Origin of the sequence: Microbacterium luteolum, from assembly GCF_039533965.1 — a bacterium.
Lineage (GTDB): Bacteria > Actinomycetota > Actinomycetes > Actinomycetales > Microbacteriaceae > Microbacterium > Microbacterium luteolum.
In genome coordinates this window covers 2,626,904-2,643,317 of sequence record NZ_BAAAUN010000001.1, presented here as the reverse complement: position 1 = coordinate 2,643,317, position 16,414 = coordinate 2,626,904, and the positions used below count along the sequence as shown (strand labels likewise).

Sequence of the window (16,414 nt, the reverse complement as noted above, 5' to 3'; positions counted from 1 at the left end):
GCCACCGCAATTTCTCAGACGGAGAGCACATGCGTCAGGTCATCATCATCGGTTCCGGCCCCGCCGGATTCACGGCCGCCATCTACGCTGCACGCGCGAACCTCAAGCCGCTGCTCATCGCGAGCTCCGTCGAGGTCGGCGGCGAGCTGATGAACACCACCGAGGTCGAGAACTACCCTGGCTTCCCCGAGGGCATCCAGGGACCCGAGCTCATGGCCAAGTTCCAGGAGCAGGCCGAGAAGTTCGGCACCGAGGTGCTCTACGACGACGTCACAGAGCTGCAGCTCGACGGGCCGGTCAAGACGGTCACCCTCGGCAGCGGTGCGGTGCACGAGACGCAGACGCTGATCTACGCCACCGGTTCCGCCTACCGCAAGCTCGACATCGCGGGCGAGGAGCGCCTCTCCGGATACGGCGTCTCCTGGTGCGCCACGTGCGACGGGTTCTTCTTCCGCCAGAAGACCATCGCGGTCGTCGGAGGCGGCGACTCGGCGATGGAAGAGGCGACGTTCCTCACGCGCTTCGCCGACAAGGTCTACGTGATCCACCGCAAGGACACCCTGCGTGCCTCGAAGATCATGCAGGAGCGCGCCTTCGCGAACGAGAAGATCGAGTTCGTGTGGAACAGCGAGGTCACCGAGGTCCTCGGTGGCGACTCCGTCACCGGCGTGCAGCTGCGCAACACCGTCGACGGCACGCTGAGCGACCTGCCGCTCGACGGTCTGTTCATCGCGATCGGCAACGACCCGCGCACGCACCTCGTGCACGACAAGCTGAAGCTGACCGCCGAGGGCACGATCTGGGTCGACGGCCGGTCCTCGGTCACCTCGGTCCCCGGTGTCTTCGCCGCCGGCGACGTCATCGACCCGACCTACCGCCAGGCCATCACGGCTGCCGGCACGGGCACGATCGCCGCCCTCGACGCGGAGCACTTCCTCGCCGATATTGACGACGCCTCCGTCGAGTTCCCGGCCGCGGAGGCCGCCGAGATCCTCACCGCCTAGGCACGCGGGAACACTTTCACCTCGTTTGCTGTTGTAGCAGGCGAACCTCGAATCAAGGAGAACTCTGATGAGTGCAAAGGCTACGAGCCAGGCGACCTGGGAACAGGACGTTCTGCAGGCCGACGGTCCCGTGCTGGTGGACTTCTGGGCCGAGTGGTGCGGTCCCTGTCGCATGGTCGCCCCGGTGCTGGACGAGATCCAGGCCGACAACCCCGACAAGATCACCATCCTCAAGCTCAACGTCGACGAGAACCCCGAGCTCGCGATGAAGTACCAGATCACGTCGATCCCGGCGATGAAGGTGTTCGACGGCGGTGAGGTCAAGACGACCATCATCGGCGCCAAGCCCAAGTTCGCCCTCGAGAAGGACCTCGCCGCATTCATCGGCTGATCCTCTGAGACCCAGCAGGGCCGTCACCTCTTCGGAGGTGGCGGCCTTTTCTGTGCCGGGTCGTCGGTCGTCGGTCGTTGAGCGACACGCCCCCGGTCGTTGAGCGAGCGAAGCGAGACGAAACGTTAGTACGTCGGGGTCCCGGGCTCCGGGATGTTCCCCTCTCTCGCAGAGCGGGTTCCCTCCCGCTGCGCGGGCCCCTCCCGATGCTCGTTCGGGGAACATCCCTACGCCCTGCGCTGCGCGGACGGGCGCAGTGATGCGGGCGCGGGCCACAGAGGGTGTGATTGTGGGGCACAGAGGGTGTGAATACGGGGGCACGATTTCGGGGGGTTTCACGAATTTCGGATGCTTTGGGACGATACATCCGAAGTACGTGGGGTTGTCCGAATTCGTTGCAGAGCGGATGCCGGGGACGGGTCAGTTCTTGTCGGAGACGGGGACGGACGGAACGGCATCCGCCGGGTGAGTCCGCAGCCAATCGCGCAGGATGCGCTGGTTCACGGTGTCCCAATCGCTCGCGGTGAAGAAGTGCGCGATGCGAGTGCGGATGCCGTCCACCTCGAACACCATCGACGACCGGTCCCGGGGCGCAGTCGTCGAGCGCAGCGAGACGCTGCCGTACCCCAATGAGAAAGAGTCCCGCTGCCTTGCATTTCCGCAACGTGAGGGAGTCGGGGCGCTCCCGGAGTGAGCATCGGGAGGGGACCCGCGCAGCGGGGAGGGCGCCCGCTCTGCGAACGAAGGGAGCGTCACGACTCCCGACCCACGAGTCGACGCTACGAGGCGTCGGCGACCGTCGGGTCCCACCGGCGGTGACGCTGCTTCTCGTCGAGAAGCCCCCAGACCGCCGGGGTCAGTTCCGGGTACTCCAGGGCGATCTGCCGGAGCACGCGGTAGTGGCGCGCCGCATTGGGGCGCACCCCGTCGTTCGCGGTGATGTTGTCGGCCCGCAGAAGGTAGACGACGAGCTCGTCGACGCTCGGGAGCTCCTCCATGAAGTCCCACGGGTCCTCGCCGCCGAGGAGCCGTTCCTGGATGAGAACCGCGAGCTCGTCCGCCGCCTCCGCACGCAGCACTTCGAGGCTGGCGCGGCGCTGGACGGACTCGGACATGCTTCCAGCCTACGTCCGACTCGGGCGTCGCCGGCGCTCGACCTTCGTGTCTTCGCGCATGTCCTCGAGCTCTTTGCCCTTGGTCTCCGCGACCTTGAAGTACACGAAGAAGAACGACAGCAGGGCGAAGAACGCGTAAAACCCGTAGGCGAACGGGAGACCGATCGCCGAGAACGCCGGGAACGTCGTCGAGATGAAGAAGTTCGCGACCCACTGCGCTGCCGCGGCGACGGCGAGGGCGCCGGCACGGATCGAGTTGGGGAACATCTCCCCCAGCAGCACCCACACCAGCGGGCCCCAGGTGGCGCCGAAGAACACCACGAAGCCGTTCGCGCAGATCAGTGCGACCGTCGACCACGGATCGGGCAGCGTGACCGCCCCCTGGGCATCCAACGTGCCGAACGAGAACGCGAGTGCCATCAGCCCGAGCGTCAGGGTCATGCCGACCGAGCCCACCAGGAGCATGATGCGCCGACCGACGCGGTCGACGAGCAGGATCGCGATGATCGTGACCACGATGTTCGTCACCGAGGTGATGACCGTGATCAACAGGGCTTCCGACTCCCCGAACCCGACCGACTGCCACAAAGTCGTGGAGTAGTAGAAGATCACGTTGATGCCCACGAACTGCTGGAACACCGACAGCAGGATGCCGACCCACACGATCGGCTTCAGCCCGAGGCGGTTGCCGCGCAGATCCCTCAACGACTCGGAGCGCTCGGTGTTGAGGGTGCCGGTGATCTCGGCGATCTTCGCCTTGACGTCAACGGCTCCCGTGACCGTCGTCAGCACCTCGGACGCCTTCTCGATCTCGCCCTTCGCGACGAGGTAGCGCGGAGACTCGGGAAGCCTCATCGACATGACGCCGTAGACGATCGAGGGGACGGCGCCGGCGATGAACATCCAGCGCCAGGCATCCAGTCCCCAGAGCGGCTCTGCCGCTCCCCCGGCGACGTTGGCGAGCATGGCGTCGGAGAGCAGCGCGATGAAGATACCGGTGACGATGGCCAACTGCTGGAGCGATCCCAGGCGTCCGCGGATGTGCGCCGGGGAGACCTCGGCGATGTAGGCCGGAGCGATGACGGATGCCGCGCCGACGCCGAGGCCGCCGATGACGCGCCAGAAGATGAGATCGATGACTCCGAACGCGAAGCCGGAGCCGAGGGATGAGAGCAGGAAGAGGACCGCAGCCACGACCATCACCGGGATGCGCCCGAAACGGTTGGCGAGCGGGCCGGCGAACCAGGCTCCGACAGCACAGCCGATCAGCGCCGACGACACGGCGAATCCCTTGAGCCCGACGTTGAGGTCGAAGCCCGACTGACTGCCGGCCAGAGCGTCGACCGCACCGTTGATCACGGCGGTGTCGAAACCGAACAGGAAGCCGCCGAGAGCGGCGGCGATGCTGACCGCGATGACGCGGCCTCGAACGGCTGATCCGGGTTGTGTGCGCGACATTGTGCCCCTCCTCGACATCATCTGACGCGAGTCTAGGCCTGCATCTGCCGCTGGGGGTGGGTCAGCTGCGGCCGTATCCCTTTTCGCCGAGCTCCTCGAGAATCCGGTTCAGATCCTGGATCGACGCGAAATCGATCGTGACCTGGCCTTTACGGGCACCCAGTGCGATCTTCACGCGCGTGTTCAGGCGGTCCCCGAGCTTGCCGGCGACCTCGTCGAGGTAGGCGCGTCGCGCCCCGGGAGTCGGCTTCGGGGTCTTCCCCGCGTCGGCCGGCTGCGACTTCGCGACCTCTTCCGTGGCACGCACGGAGAGATCCTCGTTCACGACCTTGTCAGCCAGCCGCTGCATCGCCTCGGGGGTCTCCAGGCTGAGGATCGCGCGGGCGTGACCGGCGGTGAGCACGCCGGCCGCGACCCGCTGCTGCACCGGGACCGGGAGCTTGAGGAGGCGGATCGTGTTGCTGATCTGCGGCCGCGACCGCCCGATGCGCGTCGCGAGCTCCTCCTGCGTGATGCCGAAGTCCTCGAGGAGCTGCTGGTAGGCGGATGCCTCTTCCAGAGGGTTGAGCTCGGAGCGGTGCAGGTTCTCGAGGAGCGCGTCGCGGAGAAGGTCCTCGTCCGCGGTCTCGCGGACGATCACGGGGATCGTGTCGAGCCCCGCCTCACGAGCAGCGCGGGTTCGCCGCTCCCCCATGATGAGCTCGTACTCGCCGTCGGAGTTCTTCCGCACGACGACGGGCTGCAGCACACCGAACTCGCGAACGCTGTGCACCAGCTCCGCGAGGTCCTCGGGGTTGAAGTGCGTGCGCGGCTGCCGAGGGTTCGGCACGATCTTGTTCGGATCGACCTGCACGAGATGGATGCCGGGAACGGCTGCGAGCTCCTCCTGCTCACGCGCGACCGTGCTGACCTGGTCATCGCTCGGACGGAGGTTCGCGCCCGGGAAGAACACGTCGACAGGACGCTCCGCCTGATCGGCCGTCGGAATCAGGGCGCCGATGCCCCGGCCCAGTCCAGTGCGCTTCGCCATCATTTCTCCTTGCTCTGCGTCGCTGTGCGCGACGCGATCTCGACAGCGGCCTCGCGATACGCGATCGCTCCGGCGGACTGCCCATCGTAGGCGATCACCGTCTGGCCGAAGCTCGGCGCCTCCGACACCCGCACCGAGCGCGGAATGACGGTCTCCAGCACCTGCGTCGGGAAGTGGGTGCGCACCTCATCCGCCACCTGCTGGGCCAGGCGGGTTCGCCCATCGAACATCGTCAGGAGGATGGTCGAGAGGTGCAGCGAGGGATTCAGGTGCTTCTGGATCATCTGGATGCTGCCGAGCAGCTGACTCAGACCCTCCAGCGCGTAGTACTCGCACTGGATCGGGATGAAAACCTCGGATGCCGCCGTGAAGGCGTTGATCGTCAGCAGCCCCAGCGACGGAGGGCAGTCGATGATGACGAAGTCCATCGGGCTGTCGACGAGGTAGTCCTCGAGGGCACGACGCAGACGATGCTCCCTCGCGACCTGGGCGACGAGCTCGATCTCCGCGCCGGCGAGGTGGATCGTGCTCGGAGCACAGAAGAGGTTGGGATCCTCCGGGCTCTGCTGCACGATGTCCGCGAGCGGGAACTCCTCGATGAGCACGTCATAGATGCTGGGAACCTCCGCGCTGTGCGGGACTCCGAGAGCCGTGGACGCATTGCCCTGCGGATCGAGGTCGATGACCAGCACCTTGGCACCCAGGCCGGCGAGCGCGGATGCGACGTTGACGGCCGTGGTCGTCTTGCCCACTCCGCCCTTCTGGTTCGACACCGTCAGAACGCGGGTCTCCCCGGTGAACTCGACCTTCGCGGCTTCAAGCGCACGGCGCCGAGCGGAGAGGTCGGCGAGTTCCCGCGCGAGCGGCGTGTCCATCCCGAACGATTCGTTCGATGATGCCTTCTCGGATTGTTTCACGTGAAACATCCACTCCTTTCGGGGCCGCGTACCACTCTAATCGCAGGAGACGACCTTGGACTTACCGGCGGTCTCCGAGGCTCGTCGGGTGACGCCCTGAGCGCTTTCCCGCGGTGCCCTCGGGGTGCAGGGGTCGGTCCCCCGACATTCGTGGCGCCGACGTCTGTCCCACGCGGGGAACCGCGGATGTCCGTGTCGGCGATCGGCGCATTCACGCCTCGATTCGAAGCGCAGCAGGCGGAAACCGACACATGTTTCACGTGAAACGGGGTGTTCGCGAAGCCTCGGCGTCGTGCTGTCAGCCGTGGCCCTCCCCCACCTGCACTGTCACGCGCTCCTCGAGCTGCGGCTCGCAACCCATGACGGAGGTTGTGCTTGACGTGACCATGAGCGTGCTCGCATGGCCTACCCGTCCCAGCGGCCCACCACCATCACGGTTCCATGAAGGCTGCACTTGAAGAGCGTCGCCTTGGTGGATATCACCGGCGAGCCCAGTCGTCTCTCGACGGTCACCTCTCGCGACCTCCACATCCTACGGTCGCTGATCATCCTCCTGTGAAGCGACTCCTGAGGCTTGGAGGGGTAGGCCACCTCCACCCGAGGAATCACGCGAGCGCACGCCGGAGCGACTCCGGGACATGTTTCACGTGAAACGGAGTGCTCGCGGCTCATCGTCGCCCGGTCCTCGCGCGGGACTCCTCAGTCGCCTCACGTCAGTGAGTCACGTAGTCGAGGTACCCCCGTGCAGATCTTGCCCATCCGCGAGCGGAAGGTCGCGGAATGCTCGCCGGTCCCCCATCAGAATTCCCCGGTTCGGAAGCCCCTCCTCTTTCACACACCCATCGAGCGCTCGGTCCCGCGATCACGCGGTTCATTCCCTCGCGCAGGACTGCAGACATCCGTACCCACTCTCCTGCGCGTCAGGAAAGGTGAGTACTGGAGATGTTTCACGTGAAACGCTAGATATGGAGCGGGTGCCAGACGTACCCTCCACAGTCACATGGTTCCCGTACGGGCGCGCATCAGAACCGCATCCATGCACGAGCGCACCCAGCGTTCAGGGAGGGACGTTTTTCCGGCACGTCGAGAGTCCCCTGTACCGCCGATCCTCGAGTCCATGGCGGGCGCGGCTTGGTACGCGAGACCCCTGACCTGCTCGCAATTCGATGTTTCACGTGAAACATCGAGCACGGGCGGCTGGTCTCCTCGTGTGCGCCTCCGTCACACAGATGCAGGCGCGGCGAAACCGCGAGGGCACCCTACTGCGGAGCAGAGGGCTCCGCGTGCGTGCCGACGTTGATGACGCTCCCACCGGCGTCCCTGTAGAAGAAGCGGGTGACTCCCCAGGGTTCGTCCGTCAGCGGATGCACGATCTCCGCACCGGCGGCGATGGCCTGGCGCAGTGCCTCCCCTACGTCATCCACGAAGACCGAGACATCCGGGTTCACCGCAGCGGACGCGTCACGAGTCATGACGCTCAGCTGTCGCCCGGCCTCATCCGCGAGGGTCACGATCCATCCATGGTCCATGACCACCGACATCCCCAGCACGCGCCGATGCGTCTCCACGGCACTTGCGACATCCGTCACGGTCAGGATCGGCACCACTCGTTCCACACGCATGCTTCTAATAGGACAACAGAACCCGTGGCGACGCCAGCCCCAGCCATCAAGACCGACCTCGCACTCAAGCACTGCATGCACGCTGGTCCGCGAGTGCGGGATCACTCCCGGCGTGAGCATCGGGAGGGGTCCCCGCTTGCGGGGAGGGTGCCCGCTCTGCGAACGAAGGGAGTGATCCCGCTCACGCCCACGAGGAACTATCGAAAGACAGCTGAGCGATGTTTCACGTGAAACATCCCCCCGAATCAGCGAACGACGGCCCGCACGACTCGCGTGGTCTCGAGGAGCACGCCCTCGCCCAGCACCTCGACGCGTACGTCGGACAGCCGGAACTTCTTGATCTGCTTCTGAGCAGCGTCGATCTCATTGCCGACGTTCATACCCTTGAGGAGCGTGAGCTCTCCCCCGTCCCGCACGAGGGGTGCCGTCAGAGGGATGAGCGTGCGGAGTGCACTAACCGCTCGCGCCGTGACGACGTCGAAGCCCTCGGCGGGGCGCACGTCCTCCGCCCGGGCACGCACGACATCGACATTGTCGAGCCCGAGAGTGGAGACCTGCTCGTTGAGCCAGGTGATCCGTCGCTCCATGGGCTCGATCAGCGTCCACTGCACGTCAGGCCGTGCGATCGCCAGTACCAGACCCGGCAGGCCGGCACCGGAACCGATGTCCGCGACGGACCCGTGGAAGAGTGGCGCAGCGACCACGCTGTTGAGAATGTGCCGGGTCCACAGGCGTGGAAGCTCGAGCGGACCGATGAGGCCGCGCTCCTCCCCCTCCCGGGCCAGCGCCTCGGTGAAGGATCGAGCCGCATCGATACGATCACCGAAGAGCTCAGCGGCGATCTCGGGTTCGGCTTCGAGCTCACCACTATCCGTGTTCGTCGTCACGCGACCAGGTTCCTCGCCACTCGATGTTTCACGTGAAACATCAACGGCGACGAAGCACCGTGTGCCGGTCGGCGCCCTCGCCGTAAGACTCGGAGACGAGGCCACGGTCCGCAGCGATGTCGTGCACCAGCTTGCGCTCGTAGCTCGACATCGAAGGCAGCGACGCCTGCGAGGATCCCTCGTCGAGCTTCGCGGCCGCCGCGTCCACCAGCGTCTCGAGCTGACGGCGACGCGTGTCGCGTGATCCGCCGATGTCGAGGATCAGACGCGAGAACGAGCCCGTGCGGTTCTGCACCGCGAGACGCGTGAGCTCCTGAAGTGCCTGCACAGTGTCCGGCGCCGAGAGCAGCGCGAGTCCTTCGCCCTCCGCTTCGACCGAGACATACGCACGGCCCTGGCGGACATCCAGGTTCAGATCGCCATCGATGTCGGCGATGTCGAGCAGCTCCTCGAGGTAGTCCGCGGCGACGTCGCCCTCGTTCTCCAACTGTGCCACCGTCGGTTCGGTGGTCTCGGTCACGACCTCGCTCATGAACCGCTCCCCTTCTTCTTCGCACGCTTCTTGCCGACCGGCTGCTGACGCTTGGGTGCCTCGGCCTTGGCCTTCTCCACCTCGTCGAGCAGACGCTTCTGCTCCGCCTCGTAGGCAGCCATCGGGACGACCTTGCCGGACGAGTCGATCGCCTTGCCCTTCTTCGCCAGACGCTCTTCACGAGCCTTCGCCGCTTCGGACCCAGGAGTCGGCATCTCGCGGATCACGAGGAACTGCTGGCCCATGGTCCAGATGTTCGAGATGAACCAGTAGACGACCACACCGAGCGGGAAGAAGATACCCGAGAAGATGAAGCCGAGCGGCAGCACGTAGAGCATGATCTTCTGCATCTGGTACGCCTGGCCGGTCTTGGCCTCGGGCGACAGGTTCTTCGAGATGATCTGCAGCTGGGTGAAGAACTGCGAACCGATCATCAGGACGACGAGCGTGACCAGAATGATGATCGCCGTGGTGTTGCCCGCGTCGACGGCATCGCCGAGCGTTCCGTGCAGCGAGGCGACGTCGAACAGCTTGGCGTCGTAGAACTCCTTGGTGAGCTGTGGGGTGAGCAACCCCACACCACCGAGCTCGTTCTCGGCATGCTTCTTGACGTCGCTCAGCACGCTGAAGAGCGAGAAGAAGATCGGCATCTGCACCAGCAGCGGAAGACAGCTCGACATCGGCGTCGTGCCGTGCTTCTTATACAGGCCCATGGTCTCGCGGCTCATCGCCTCGCGAGAGAGCTGATCCTTCTTACCGCGGTACTTCTCCTGGACTTTCCGCAGTTCAGGAGCAATTTCCATCATCTTTCGCTGGCTCTTGATCTGCTTCACGAAGAGCGGGATCAGAGCAGCGCGGACGACGATGACGAGCCCGACGATCGAGAGCACCCAGGTCAGACCGGATGCCGCGGGCAGACCGACCGCGGTGAGAAGCCAGTGCCAGGCGACGAGGATCATCTCGACGACCCACTTGAGCGGCCACAGGATCGTGCCGATCAGGTCGAAGCCACCCGCCGCGGGCGCATCGCTGGGGGTGGTGCTGGCGAGCAGAAGGTCAAGACCCACCGTTCAGTCCTTTCGGGCAGGGACGACGAAACCGTGAGCAGTCAGGTCGTAGCGGAAGTGTTCATGCGGACGGACGTCATCGACGCCGCCGCGAGTCCAGGGATTGCAGCGGAGGATGCGCCACGCAGAGGACAACGTCCCCCGCACGGCGCCGTGCTGCTGCACCGCACCTACAGCGTAAGCGGAGCAGGAGGGGTAGTAGGCACAGACATCTCCATACAGAGGGGAGATCGTCTTGCGGTACGCGGTGAGGAACCCGAGCACCAGATTGCGAGGAATCAGCGGGATGCTGCGCAGCAGGTCCTGTGACTGCATCCGAGCCGAGCCGATCGACGATGCCGGCAGCGCCGTCATGACGCACCCGCCGTCGATGCCGGCGCGAGCCGACCGAGACAGCGGTTCACATCCGCGCTGAGTTCGGCGAACGACGCCGTCGCGGATGCAGGAAGGGCACGGATGACGACATCCGTGCCCTCGGGTACGCGCGGGAGCGCATCCGCACAGACGGCTTTCAGACGCCGACGCACGGTATTGCGGACCACAGCGGTGCCCACCTGCTTGCTGATGATGAATCCGAACCGTGCAGCCCTGCTCTCACCCGTCGACATCATCGACGTGATGACGCTCGACCCGCCACAACGCGATCCGCGACGAACGACCAGTCGATAGTCGCTCCCGCGGGTCAGCCGATACGGGCGGGCGAGCACAGCAGACTACGCGGAGAGCTCGGTGCGGCCCTTCGCGCGGCGGGCAGCGAGGATGCCGCGGCCGGCGCGCGTGCGCATGCGAGCGCGGAAGCCGTGCTTCTTGGCGCGACGACGGTTGTTGGGCTGGAAAGTGCGCTTAGTCATGGAATCACTCCGGGAATACTGCCACCGGGTTCACTGCGACCGGAGACATGGGGAACTGCCAAAAAAATGGCATAAGTCAACCAAGTAAGGGTACGTCCTGCCGGCGCGCAGAGCAAATCTGCGCGCTGGGGAGGCCGGCACCCTGCACGAACCGCACAGCCATTATCCACAACCGAGGCGCGCCCGGAGTGCAGGACACGCGCGCGGAATTCCCGGGGCAGGTTGCCGTTCCCAGCCGCGATGACTACCGTGGCAACCGAAGTTATCCACAGGGGCACGGCACGTCGGAGCCCTCATCGATCCCCCGTCCGGAGCGTCATGTCCTCACCAGCCCAGCCCGACGTTCCGATCTGGACCACGGTGCAGGAGCTCCTCGTCGACGACGACCGGGTCACCCCGCAGCTTCAGGGCTTCCTGAGCCTGGCGGTTCCGGCAGGTGTGATGGCTGCGACGCTCTATCTCGAGGTCCCGAACGATCTCACCGCCGCACAGATCAACAAGCGTCTGCGGCTGCCGATCATGGAGGCCCTCTCCCACATCGGTGAAGAGGTCACCTCTTATCGCGTCGTCGTGAACCACGAGCTCGCCGAGCAGCCCACCGCGCCGATCGCCGTCGCGGACTTCGGTCGCCACGAGCCCGTGCGCGTCGAGTCCCCGATGGAGCAGCCCACGCAGCTGCGGCACGAATCGCGACTGAACCCGAAGTACACCTTCGACAACTTCGTCATCGGCCAGTCCAACCGCTTCGCCCATGCGGCAGCGGTCGCTGTCGCGGAGGCACCGGCGAAGGCGTACAACCCGCTCTTCATCTACGGCGACTCCGGTCTCGGCAAGACGCACCTTCTGCACGCGATCGGCGACTACGCCCAATCGCTCTACGCCGGCGTCAAGGTGCGCTACGTCTCGAGCGAGGAGTTCACCAACGACTTCATCAACTCGATCGCGAACAACCGCGGCGCGGCATTCCAGGCGCGCTACCGCGACGTCGACATCCTCCTCATCGACGACATCCAGTTCCTGCAGGGTCGTGCCGAGACGCAGGAGGCGTTCTTCCACACCTTCAACACCCTCCACGACCACAACAAGCAGGTGGTCATCACCAGCGATGTCGCACCGAAGCACCTGACCGGCTTCGAGGACAGGATGCGCAGCCGCTTCGAGTGGGGTCTGATCACCGACGTCCAGGCTCCCGACCTCGAGACCCGCATCGCGATCCTCCGGAAGAAGGCGCAGAGCGAGGCGCTCCACATCCCCGACGAGGTCCTCGAATACATCGCGACCGTCGTCTCCTCGAACATCCGCGAGCTCGAGGGCGCTCTCATCCGCGTCTCCGCATTCGCGAGCCTCAACCGGTCGTCGCTCGACATCTCCCTCGCGCAGACCGTGCTGCGCGACATCATCGACACGGCCGAGGACAACATCATCTCGCCGACAGACATCATCACGGCGACCGCTCAGTACTTCAAGCTGACGGTCGACGATCTCTACGGCTCGAGCCGTTCGCAGCAGATCGCCACCGCCCGCCAGATCGCGATGTACCTCTGCCGCGAGCGGACCAGCCTCTCCCTGCCGAAGATCGGACAGCTCTTCGGCAATCGGGATCACACGACGGTGATGTACGCGTACAAGAAGATCAGCGAGCTCATGAAGGAGCGTCGTTCGATCTACAACCAGGTCACCGAGATCACGACCCAGCTCGGCCGACGCTGACCGCACGCAGGCCCGTAGAGGGGGATACGACACCGATTCCGGTGCCGTATCCCCCTTTTCGTCGTCTCGACACGCCTGTGCAGCATCCGATAAATGCCTCTATGCACATGTGGATAACTTGTGGATGATCGAGCGAACCATCGGGACGAATGTGGGCTCAGGCGTCAAACCTGTGGATAACTACGTGAACGTCGGAGAGGGGTCGGATGCTCCGAACCCGCGGATTCCTCAGGGTTTCCACAAGTCACAGCCGTGTAGTTCCTTACTCGCGTCTGCTTTCCACCGAGTTATCCACAGAATCCACAGCGGTTAACACCGTTAAGGAGTTAACACTTAGAAGCGGCGATCCGATCACCAGACGATGGGGAGAACGCTGAGCGGATCACAAAACCTCCGAGCGTAGGGATACGCGGGACTGTGGGGCTAGCATGGGAAGCCCTGCACCGGCAGGACTGACGACGACATGTCACAGAACGACGACAAGGGAGCACCCGTGAGGTTTCAGGTCAACCGCGATGTCTTCAGCGAGGCAGTGTCGTTCGTCGTCAAGCTCCTCCCCCAGCGGAACCCGCAGCCGATCCTCGCCGGAGTGCTGATCGAAGCAGACGGTTCGGGCCTCACGCTCTCCGCGTTCGACTACGAGGCATCCGCTCGCACGACCATCGAGGCCACCGTCGAGACACCGGGCACGATCCTGGTCCACGGCCGTCTGCTCTCCGACATCGCCAGCCGCCTCCCGAACGCTCCGATCGAGATCGCCGTCGAGGACGACGGCGGGATCACCGTCACGTGCGGCTCCGCCCGATTCACCCTCGCCGCCATGCCCGTCGAGGAATATCCGTCGATCCCCGAGGTCTCCGGGTCCTCCGGCGTGGTTCCCGCCGACGACTTCGGCACCGCGATCGCGCAGGTCGGCTTCGCTGCGTCGCGCGACGACGTCACCCCGGTGCTGACGGGTGTGCAGCTCGCCGTCTCCGGTCACAACCTCAGCCTCGTCGCGACCGACCGCTACCGGGTCTCGATCCGCGACGTGCCGTGGGACGGCGAAGAGGTCGAGGCCACTGCCCTCGTCCCGGCGCGCACCCTGGTGGAGGTCGGAAAGACCTTCGGCCACGCCGGCACGATCCAGATCGCCTTCTCCGGTGCCGGTGAGCGCGAGATCATCGCCTTCACGGCGGGCAACAAGACCGTGACGTCGCTGCTGATCAAGGGCAACTTCCCGCCGGTCCGCCGTCTCTTCCCCGAGCAGACCGACCACTACGCCGTCGTCAACACCGCCGACCTCGTCGAGGCCGTCCGCCGTGTGTCGCTGGTGCTCGACCGCGCTGCCCCGCTGCGGTTCACGTTCTCGAGCGACAGCGTCACGATGGATGCGTCGGGCAGCGAGCACGCTCGGGCATCCGAGTCGGTCGACGCGATCCTCTCGGGCGGCGACGAGGTCACCCTCGGCCTGAACCCGCAGTACCTGATCGAGGCACTCGGTGCGGTGAAGAGCGAGTTCGTCCGCGTGACCTTCACGTCGAGCGACAACGCCAACAAGCTCAGCCCGGTTCTCATCACGAGCCAGACGTCGGTGGATCAGGCCGGTCTCGACTCGTTCAAGTACCTGCTGCAGCCCAACCTCCTCCTTCGCTGACCTACTCCGCCAACCGTTCCGGCCCCTTCGACAAGCTCAGGGACCCAGCGAGGCTCGGGACCCAGGTCGCGCGAGGATGCAGTTCCGCTCCACGTTTCGTCTCGCTCCGCTCGCTCGATCAACGACCGGGCTACGCGGAATTCGCACGCAGTCGGAGAGCGAAGCGAGCCGCTGCCACCCCCGTACCCACCCGTTCGTCGATGCGTACAACGCAAGGGAGTCGGGTCGTTCCCGGGAGTGAGCATCGGGAGGGGCCCGCGAAGCGGGAGGGAACCCGCTCTGCGAACGAAGGGAACGACCCGACTCCCGACCCACAAGACCCAAGAACAAGAGACTGTCCGACCCCGAAGATAGGCTGATCCCGTGATTGTGGAGCACCTGAGTCTGGTCGATTTCCGCAATTACGCGACCGCTGAACTCGCCCTTCACAGCGGCCCGAACGTTCTCGTGGGCCGGAACGGCCAGGGGAAGACGAATCTGGCGGAGGCCGTGGTCTTCCTCGCGACGCTGGGTTCGCATCGGGTGTCGTCGGATGCGCCGATGGTGCGTGACGGTCAGGAGTACGCGATCATCCGGGCTCGTCTGTCCCATGGTGAGCGCAAGGTCCTCGTCGAGGTGCAGCTGAATCGGCAGGGGTCGAACAAGGCGCGCATCAACGGCTCTCCCTCGAAGGCGAACGAGCTTCCGCGGTATGCGCATGTGGTCCTGTTCGCTCCCGAAGACCTGCAGATCGTGCGCGGGGATCCGTCGGCACGTCGACGTTTCGCCGATCAGCTCCTCATCCAGCGCACTCCGCGGATGGCGTCGGTCCTGGCGGACTACGACCGCGTGCTCAAGCAGCGCAACGCCCTGTTGAAGTCGGCGCGTGCGCGCGGCATCCGCGGGGAGGGTCTCAGCACTCTCGATGTGTGGGACGACAAGCTCGTCGCTCTCGGCTCAGAGATCATCACCGCCCGTCAGCGTCTCGCCGCGGATCTGCAGCAGCCGGTGGCCGATGCCTACGCGGCCATCGCCGGCGAGGATCACCGTCCGCAGCTCGAGTGGGCACTGTCGGTGCGCGGCGGCGACCCCGAAGAAGACGGCGCCGACCCGACGGACGCCGATGACACCGCGCCGTACGACAAGGTCGGCGAGACGCGCCTGATCGCCGACATGTTCCGTGCCTCTCTCGCGGCGAAGCGTTCCAACGAGCTCGATCGAGGGCTCACCCTCACCGGGCCGCACCGCGACGACCTGGTGCTGCGGGTGCGCGATCTTCCCGTGAAGGGCTATGCCTCGCACGGTGAATCGTGGTCCGTCGCGCTCGCGCTGCGCCTCGCCTCGGCCGAGCTGCTGAGGAGCGAATCCCCGGCCGGCGACCCGGTGCTCATCCTCGACGACGTGTTCGCCGAGCTCGATGCCGACCGCCGTCAGCGCCTCGCTTCCCTGACCGCGGCGTACGAGCAGGTGGTGGTCACGGCGGCGGTGGAGGAGGATATCCCCGAGGTGCTGCACGCCCACGTGGTGCGGATCAGCGCCGGAACGATCAGCGATGAGCGATCCCTTCGACAGGCTGAGGGACCCAGCGCAGAGGAGGCGGGCGAAGATGACTGACGCCGCGTCCACGCCGGCAGCCGCCGATGTGCCGGAGACGGTCGCCACGTACCTTCGACTGCGAGGCCTGAAGCCGAGCTCCACCTCATGGAAGCGCAAGCGCCGGATCGTCGACGACGACAACGCGCCCTTCACCCCGGGTCGCGACCCGGGATCCCTCGGCGCCGTGCTCGACCGGCTGAGCCGGGACTCCGGCTGGCAGACGACCCTGGCCCGCGAGGACCTGGTGCGGCAGTGGGCCGACCTCGCCGGCGCCGACACCGCGAAGCACTCCGAACCGGTCTCCCTGGAGCGCGGTCTGCTGACCGTCAAGTGCGATTCGACGGCGTGGGCGAAGAACCTCCAGTTCATGCGCGCGACCATCCTCACCGAGATCGGTCGACGCTATCCGGATGCCGGTGTCGAGAACCTCCGCTTCATCGGGCCGGACGTTCCCTCGTGGAAATGGGGTCCCAGAGCCGTTCCAGGACGGGGCCCGCGCGATACCTACGGGTAGGGCACCATGCGAGGGGTCTGAAACGCTCAGAGGGCCACACGCGGCCTCTGAGCCGCATATCGTGACGAAATCCCGCTAGAATGGGAGTTCGTGATATCGATGTGG

The 16,414-nt window shown here is 65.6% G+C and carries 18 protein-coding genes; 6 read left to right on the top strand and 12 right to left on the bottom strand.

Translation table 11 applies throughout. The annotated features are described in order from the left end of the window. The first annotated feature begins 29 nt into the window (after positions 1-29). A complete protein-coding gene (gene trxB, locus ABD648_RS12760; RefSeq protein WP_282215330.1) occupies positions 30-1,004 on the top strand; it encodes a thioredoxin-disulfide reductase in 975 nt (324 codons plus the stop codon). Positions 1,005-1,071: 67 nt separating this feature from the next. Continuing rightward, entirely contained in the window at positions 1,072-1,395 is a 324-nt protein-coding gene (gene trxA / locus ABD648_RS12755) for a thioredoxin (protein WP_046014687.1), read from the top strand. A 420-nt stretch (positions 1,396-1,815) separates the two neighbouring features. Here trxA and ABD648_RS12750 read toward each other — a convergent pair whose 3' ends face one another. The 12 genes from ABD648_RS12750 to rpmH form a co-directional block, all read right to left on the bottom strand. Continuing rightward, entirely contained in the window at positions 1,816-2,025 is a 210-nt protein-coding gene (locus ABD648_RS12750; RefSeq protein ID WP_282215329.1) for a GrpB family protein, read from the bottom strand. 149 nt (positions 2,026-2,174) lie between these two features. Beyond that, positions 2,175-2,510 carry a tryptophan synthase subunit alpha gene (locus ABD648_RS12745; RefSeq protein ID WP_116633351.1) on the bottom strand — a complete coding sequence of 112 codons (336 nt, stop codon included), beginning with the start codon at positions 2,508-2,510 and terminating at the stop codon, positions 2,175-2,177. A 9-nt stretch (positions 2,511-2,519) separates the two neighbouring features. Further along, positions 2,520-3,968: a sugar porter family MFS transporter gene (locus ABD648_RS12740; protein ID WP_282215328.1), complete on the bottom strand. Its 1,449-nt coding sequence runs from the start codon at positions 3,966-3,968 to the stop codon at positions 2,520-2,522. A 61-nt stretch (positions 3,969-4,029) separates the two neighbouring features. After that, positions 4,030-4,998, bottom strand: coding sequence for a ParB/RepB/Spo0J family partition protein (locus ABD648_RS12735; protein WP_282215327.1), 969 nt, complete (start codon positions 4,996-4,998; stop codon positions 4,030-4,032). Continuing rightward, the gene (locus ABD648_RS12730; RefSeq protein ID WP_282215326.1) at positions 4,998-5,873 is read right to left on the bottom strand and encodes a ParA family protein; all 876 of its coding nucleotides are present in this window, start codon (positions 5,871-5,873) and stop codon (positions 4,998-5,000) included. Before ABD648_RS12730 ends, ABD648_RS12735 begins: the two co-directional genes overlap by 1 nt. Positions 5,874-7,174: 1,301 nt before the next feature. Then, positions 7,175-7,537 carry a VOC family protein gene (locus tag ABD648_RS12725; RefSeq protein ID WP_282215325.1) on the bottom strand — a complete coding sequence of 121 codons (363 nt, stop codon included), beginning with the start codon at positions 7,535-7,537 and terminating at the stop codon, positions 7,175-7,177. A gap of 245 nt (positions 7,538-7,782) precedes the next feature. Further along, positions 7,783-8,424, bottom strand: coding sequence for a 16S rRNA (guanine(527)-N(7))-methyltransferase RsmG (gene rsmG / locus ABD648_RS12720; RefSeq protein ID WP_282215324.1), 642 nt, complete (start codon positions 8,422-8,424; stop codon positions 7,783-7,785). A gap of 40 nt (positions 8,425-8,464) precedes the next feature. Continuing rightward, positions 8,465-8,956 carry a Jag family protein gene (locus ABD648_RS12715; RefSeq protein WP_282215323.1) on the bottom strand — a complete coding sequence of 164 codons (492 nt, stop codon included), beginning with the start codon at positions 8,954-8,956 and terminating at the stop codon, positions 8,465-8,467. After that, a complete protein-coding gene (yidC, locus tag ABD648_RS12710; protein ID WP_282215322.1) occupies positions 8,953-10,023 on the bottom strand; it encodes a membrane protein insertase YidC in 1,071 nt (356 codons plus the stop codon). The genes ABD648_RS12715 and yidC overlap by 4 nt, the downstream gene beginning before the upstream one ends. A gap of 3 nt (positions 10,024-10,026) precedes the next feature. Further along, positions 10,027-10,377 carry a membrane protein insertion efficiency factor YidD gene (gene yidD / locus ABD648_RS12705; protein WP_282215321.1) on the bottom strand — a complete coding sequence of 117 codons (351 nt, stop codon included), beginning with the start codon at positions 10,375-10,377 and terminating at the stop codon, positions 10,027-10,029. Continuing rightward, positions 10,374-10,730, bottom strand: a complete 357-nt coding sequence (gene rnpA, locus ABD648_RS12700) for a ribonuclease P protein component (protein ID WP_282215320.1) — start codon at positions 10,728-10,730, stop codon at positions 10,374-10,376. The genes yidD and rnpA overlap by 4 nt, the downstream gene beginning before the upstream one ends. A gap of 6 nt (positions 10,731-10,736) precedes the next feature. Then, positions 10,737-10,874, bottom strand: coding sequence for a 50S ribosomal protein L34 (gene rpmH / locus ABD648_RS12695; RefSeq protein WP_045278552.1), 138 nt, complete (start codon positions 10,872-10,874; stop codon positions 10,737-10,739). Between the two features lie 240 nt (positions 10,875-11,114). Between rpmH and dnaA the strand changes: the two genes are divergently transcribed. The 4 genes from dnaA to ABD648_RS12675 all read left to right on the top strand — a co-directional run bounded on the left by dnaA (position 11,115) and on the right by ABD648_RS12675 (position 16,309). Further along, positions 11,115-12,584, top strand: a complete 1,470-nt coding sequence (dnaA, locus tag ABD648_RS12690) for a chromosomal replication initiator protein DnaA (RefSeq protein WP_425561708.1) — start codon at positions 11,115-11,117, stop codon at positions 12,582-12,584. A 493-nt stretch (positions 12,585-13,077) separates the two neighbouring features. Beyond that, positions 13,078-14,220 (top strand): DNA polymerase III subunit beta, encoded by a 1,143-nt coding sequence (gene dnaN / locus ABD648_RS12685; protein ID WP_282215319.1) that lies wholly within the window; start codon positions 13,078-13,080, stop codon positions 14,218-14,220. Positions 14,221-14,583: 363 nt separating this feature from the next. Beyond that, positions 14,584-15,813: a DNA replication/repair protein RecF gene (gene recF / locus ABD648_RS12680; RefSeq protein WP_282215318.1), complete on the top strand. Its 1,230-nt coding sequence runs from the start codon at positions 14,584-14,586 to the stop codon at positions 15,811-15,813. After that, positions 15,806-16,309 carry a DciA family protein gene (locus ABD648_RS12675; protein WP_282215317.1) on the top strand — a complete coding sequence of 168 codons (504 nt, stop codon included), beginning with the start codon at positions 15,806-15,808 and terminating at the stop codon, positions 16,307-16,309. Before recF ends, ABD648_RS12675 begins: the two co-directional genes overlap by 8 nt. Positions 16,310-16,414 lie beyond the last annotated feature (105 nt).

Bases quoted from the DNA above. Each gene is read 5' to 3' on its own strand.
- trxB (WP_282215330.1), top strand. From the start codon at position 30: ATGCGTCAGGTCATCATCATCGGTTCCGGCCCCGCCGGATTCACGGCC.
- trxA (WP_046014687.1), top strand. From the start codon at position 1,072: ATGAGTGCAAAGGCTACGAGCCAGGCGACCTGGGAACAGGACGTTCTG.
- ABD648_RS12745 (WP_116633351.1), bottom strand. From the start codon at position 2,510: ATGTCCGAGTCCGTCCAGCGCCGCGCCAGCCTCGAAGTGCTGCGTGCG.
- ABD648_RS12740 (WP_282215328.1), bottom strand. From the start codon at position 3,968: ATGTCGCGCACACAACCCGGATCAGCCGTTCGAGGCCGCGTCATCGCG.
- ABD648_RS12735 (WP_282215327.1), bottom strand. From the start codon at position 4,998: ATGGCGAAGCGCACTGGACTGGGCCGGGGCATCGGCGCCCTGATTCCG.
- ABD648_RS12730 (WP_282215326.1), bottom strand. From the start codon at position 5,873: ATGGACACGCCGCTCGCGCGGGAACTCGCCGACCTCTCCGCTCGGCGC.
- ABD648_RS12725 (WP_282215325.1), bottom strand. From the start codon at position 7,537: ATGCGTGTGGAACGAGTGGTGCCGATCCTGACCGTGACGGATGTCGCA.
- ABD648_RS12715 (WP_282215323.1), bottom strand. From the start codon at position 8,956: ATGAGCGAGGTCGTGACCGAGACCACCGAACCGACGGTGGCACAGTTG.
- yidD (WP_282215321.1), bottom strand. From the start codon at position 10,377: ATGACGGCGCTGCCGGCATCGTCGATCGGCTCGGCTCGGATGCAGTCA.
- rpmH (WP_045278552.1), bottom strand. From the start codon at position 10,874: ATGACTAAGCGCACTTTCCAGCCCAACAACCGTCGTCGCGCCAAGAAG.
- dnaA (WP_425561708.1), top strand. From the start codon at position 11,115: ATGACTACCGTGGCAACCGAAGTTATCCACAGGGGCACGGCACGTCGG.
- ABD648_RS12675 (WP_282215317.1), top strand. From the start codon at position 15,806: ATGACTGACGCCGCGTCCACGCCGGCAGCCGCCGATGTGCCGGAGACG.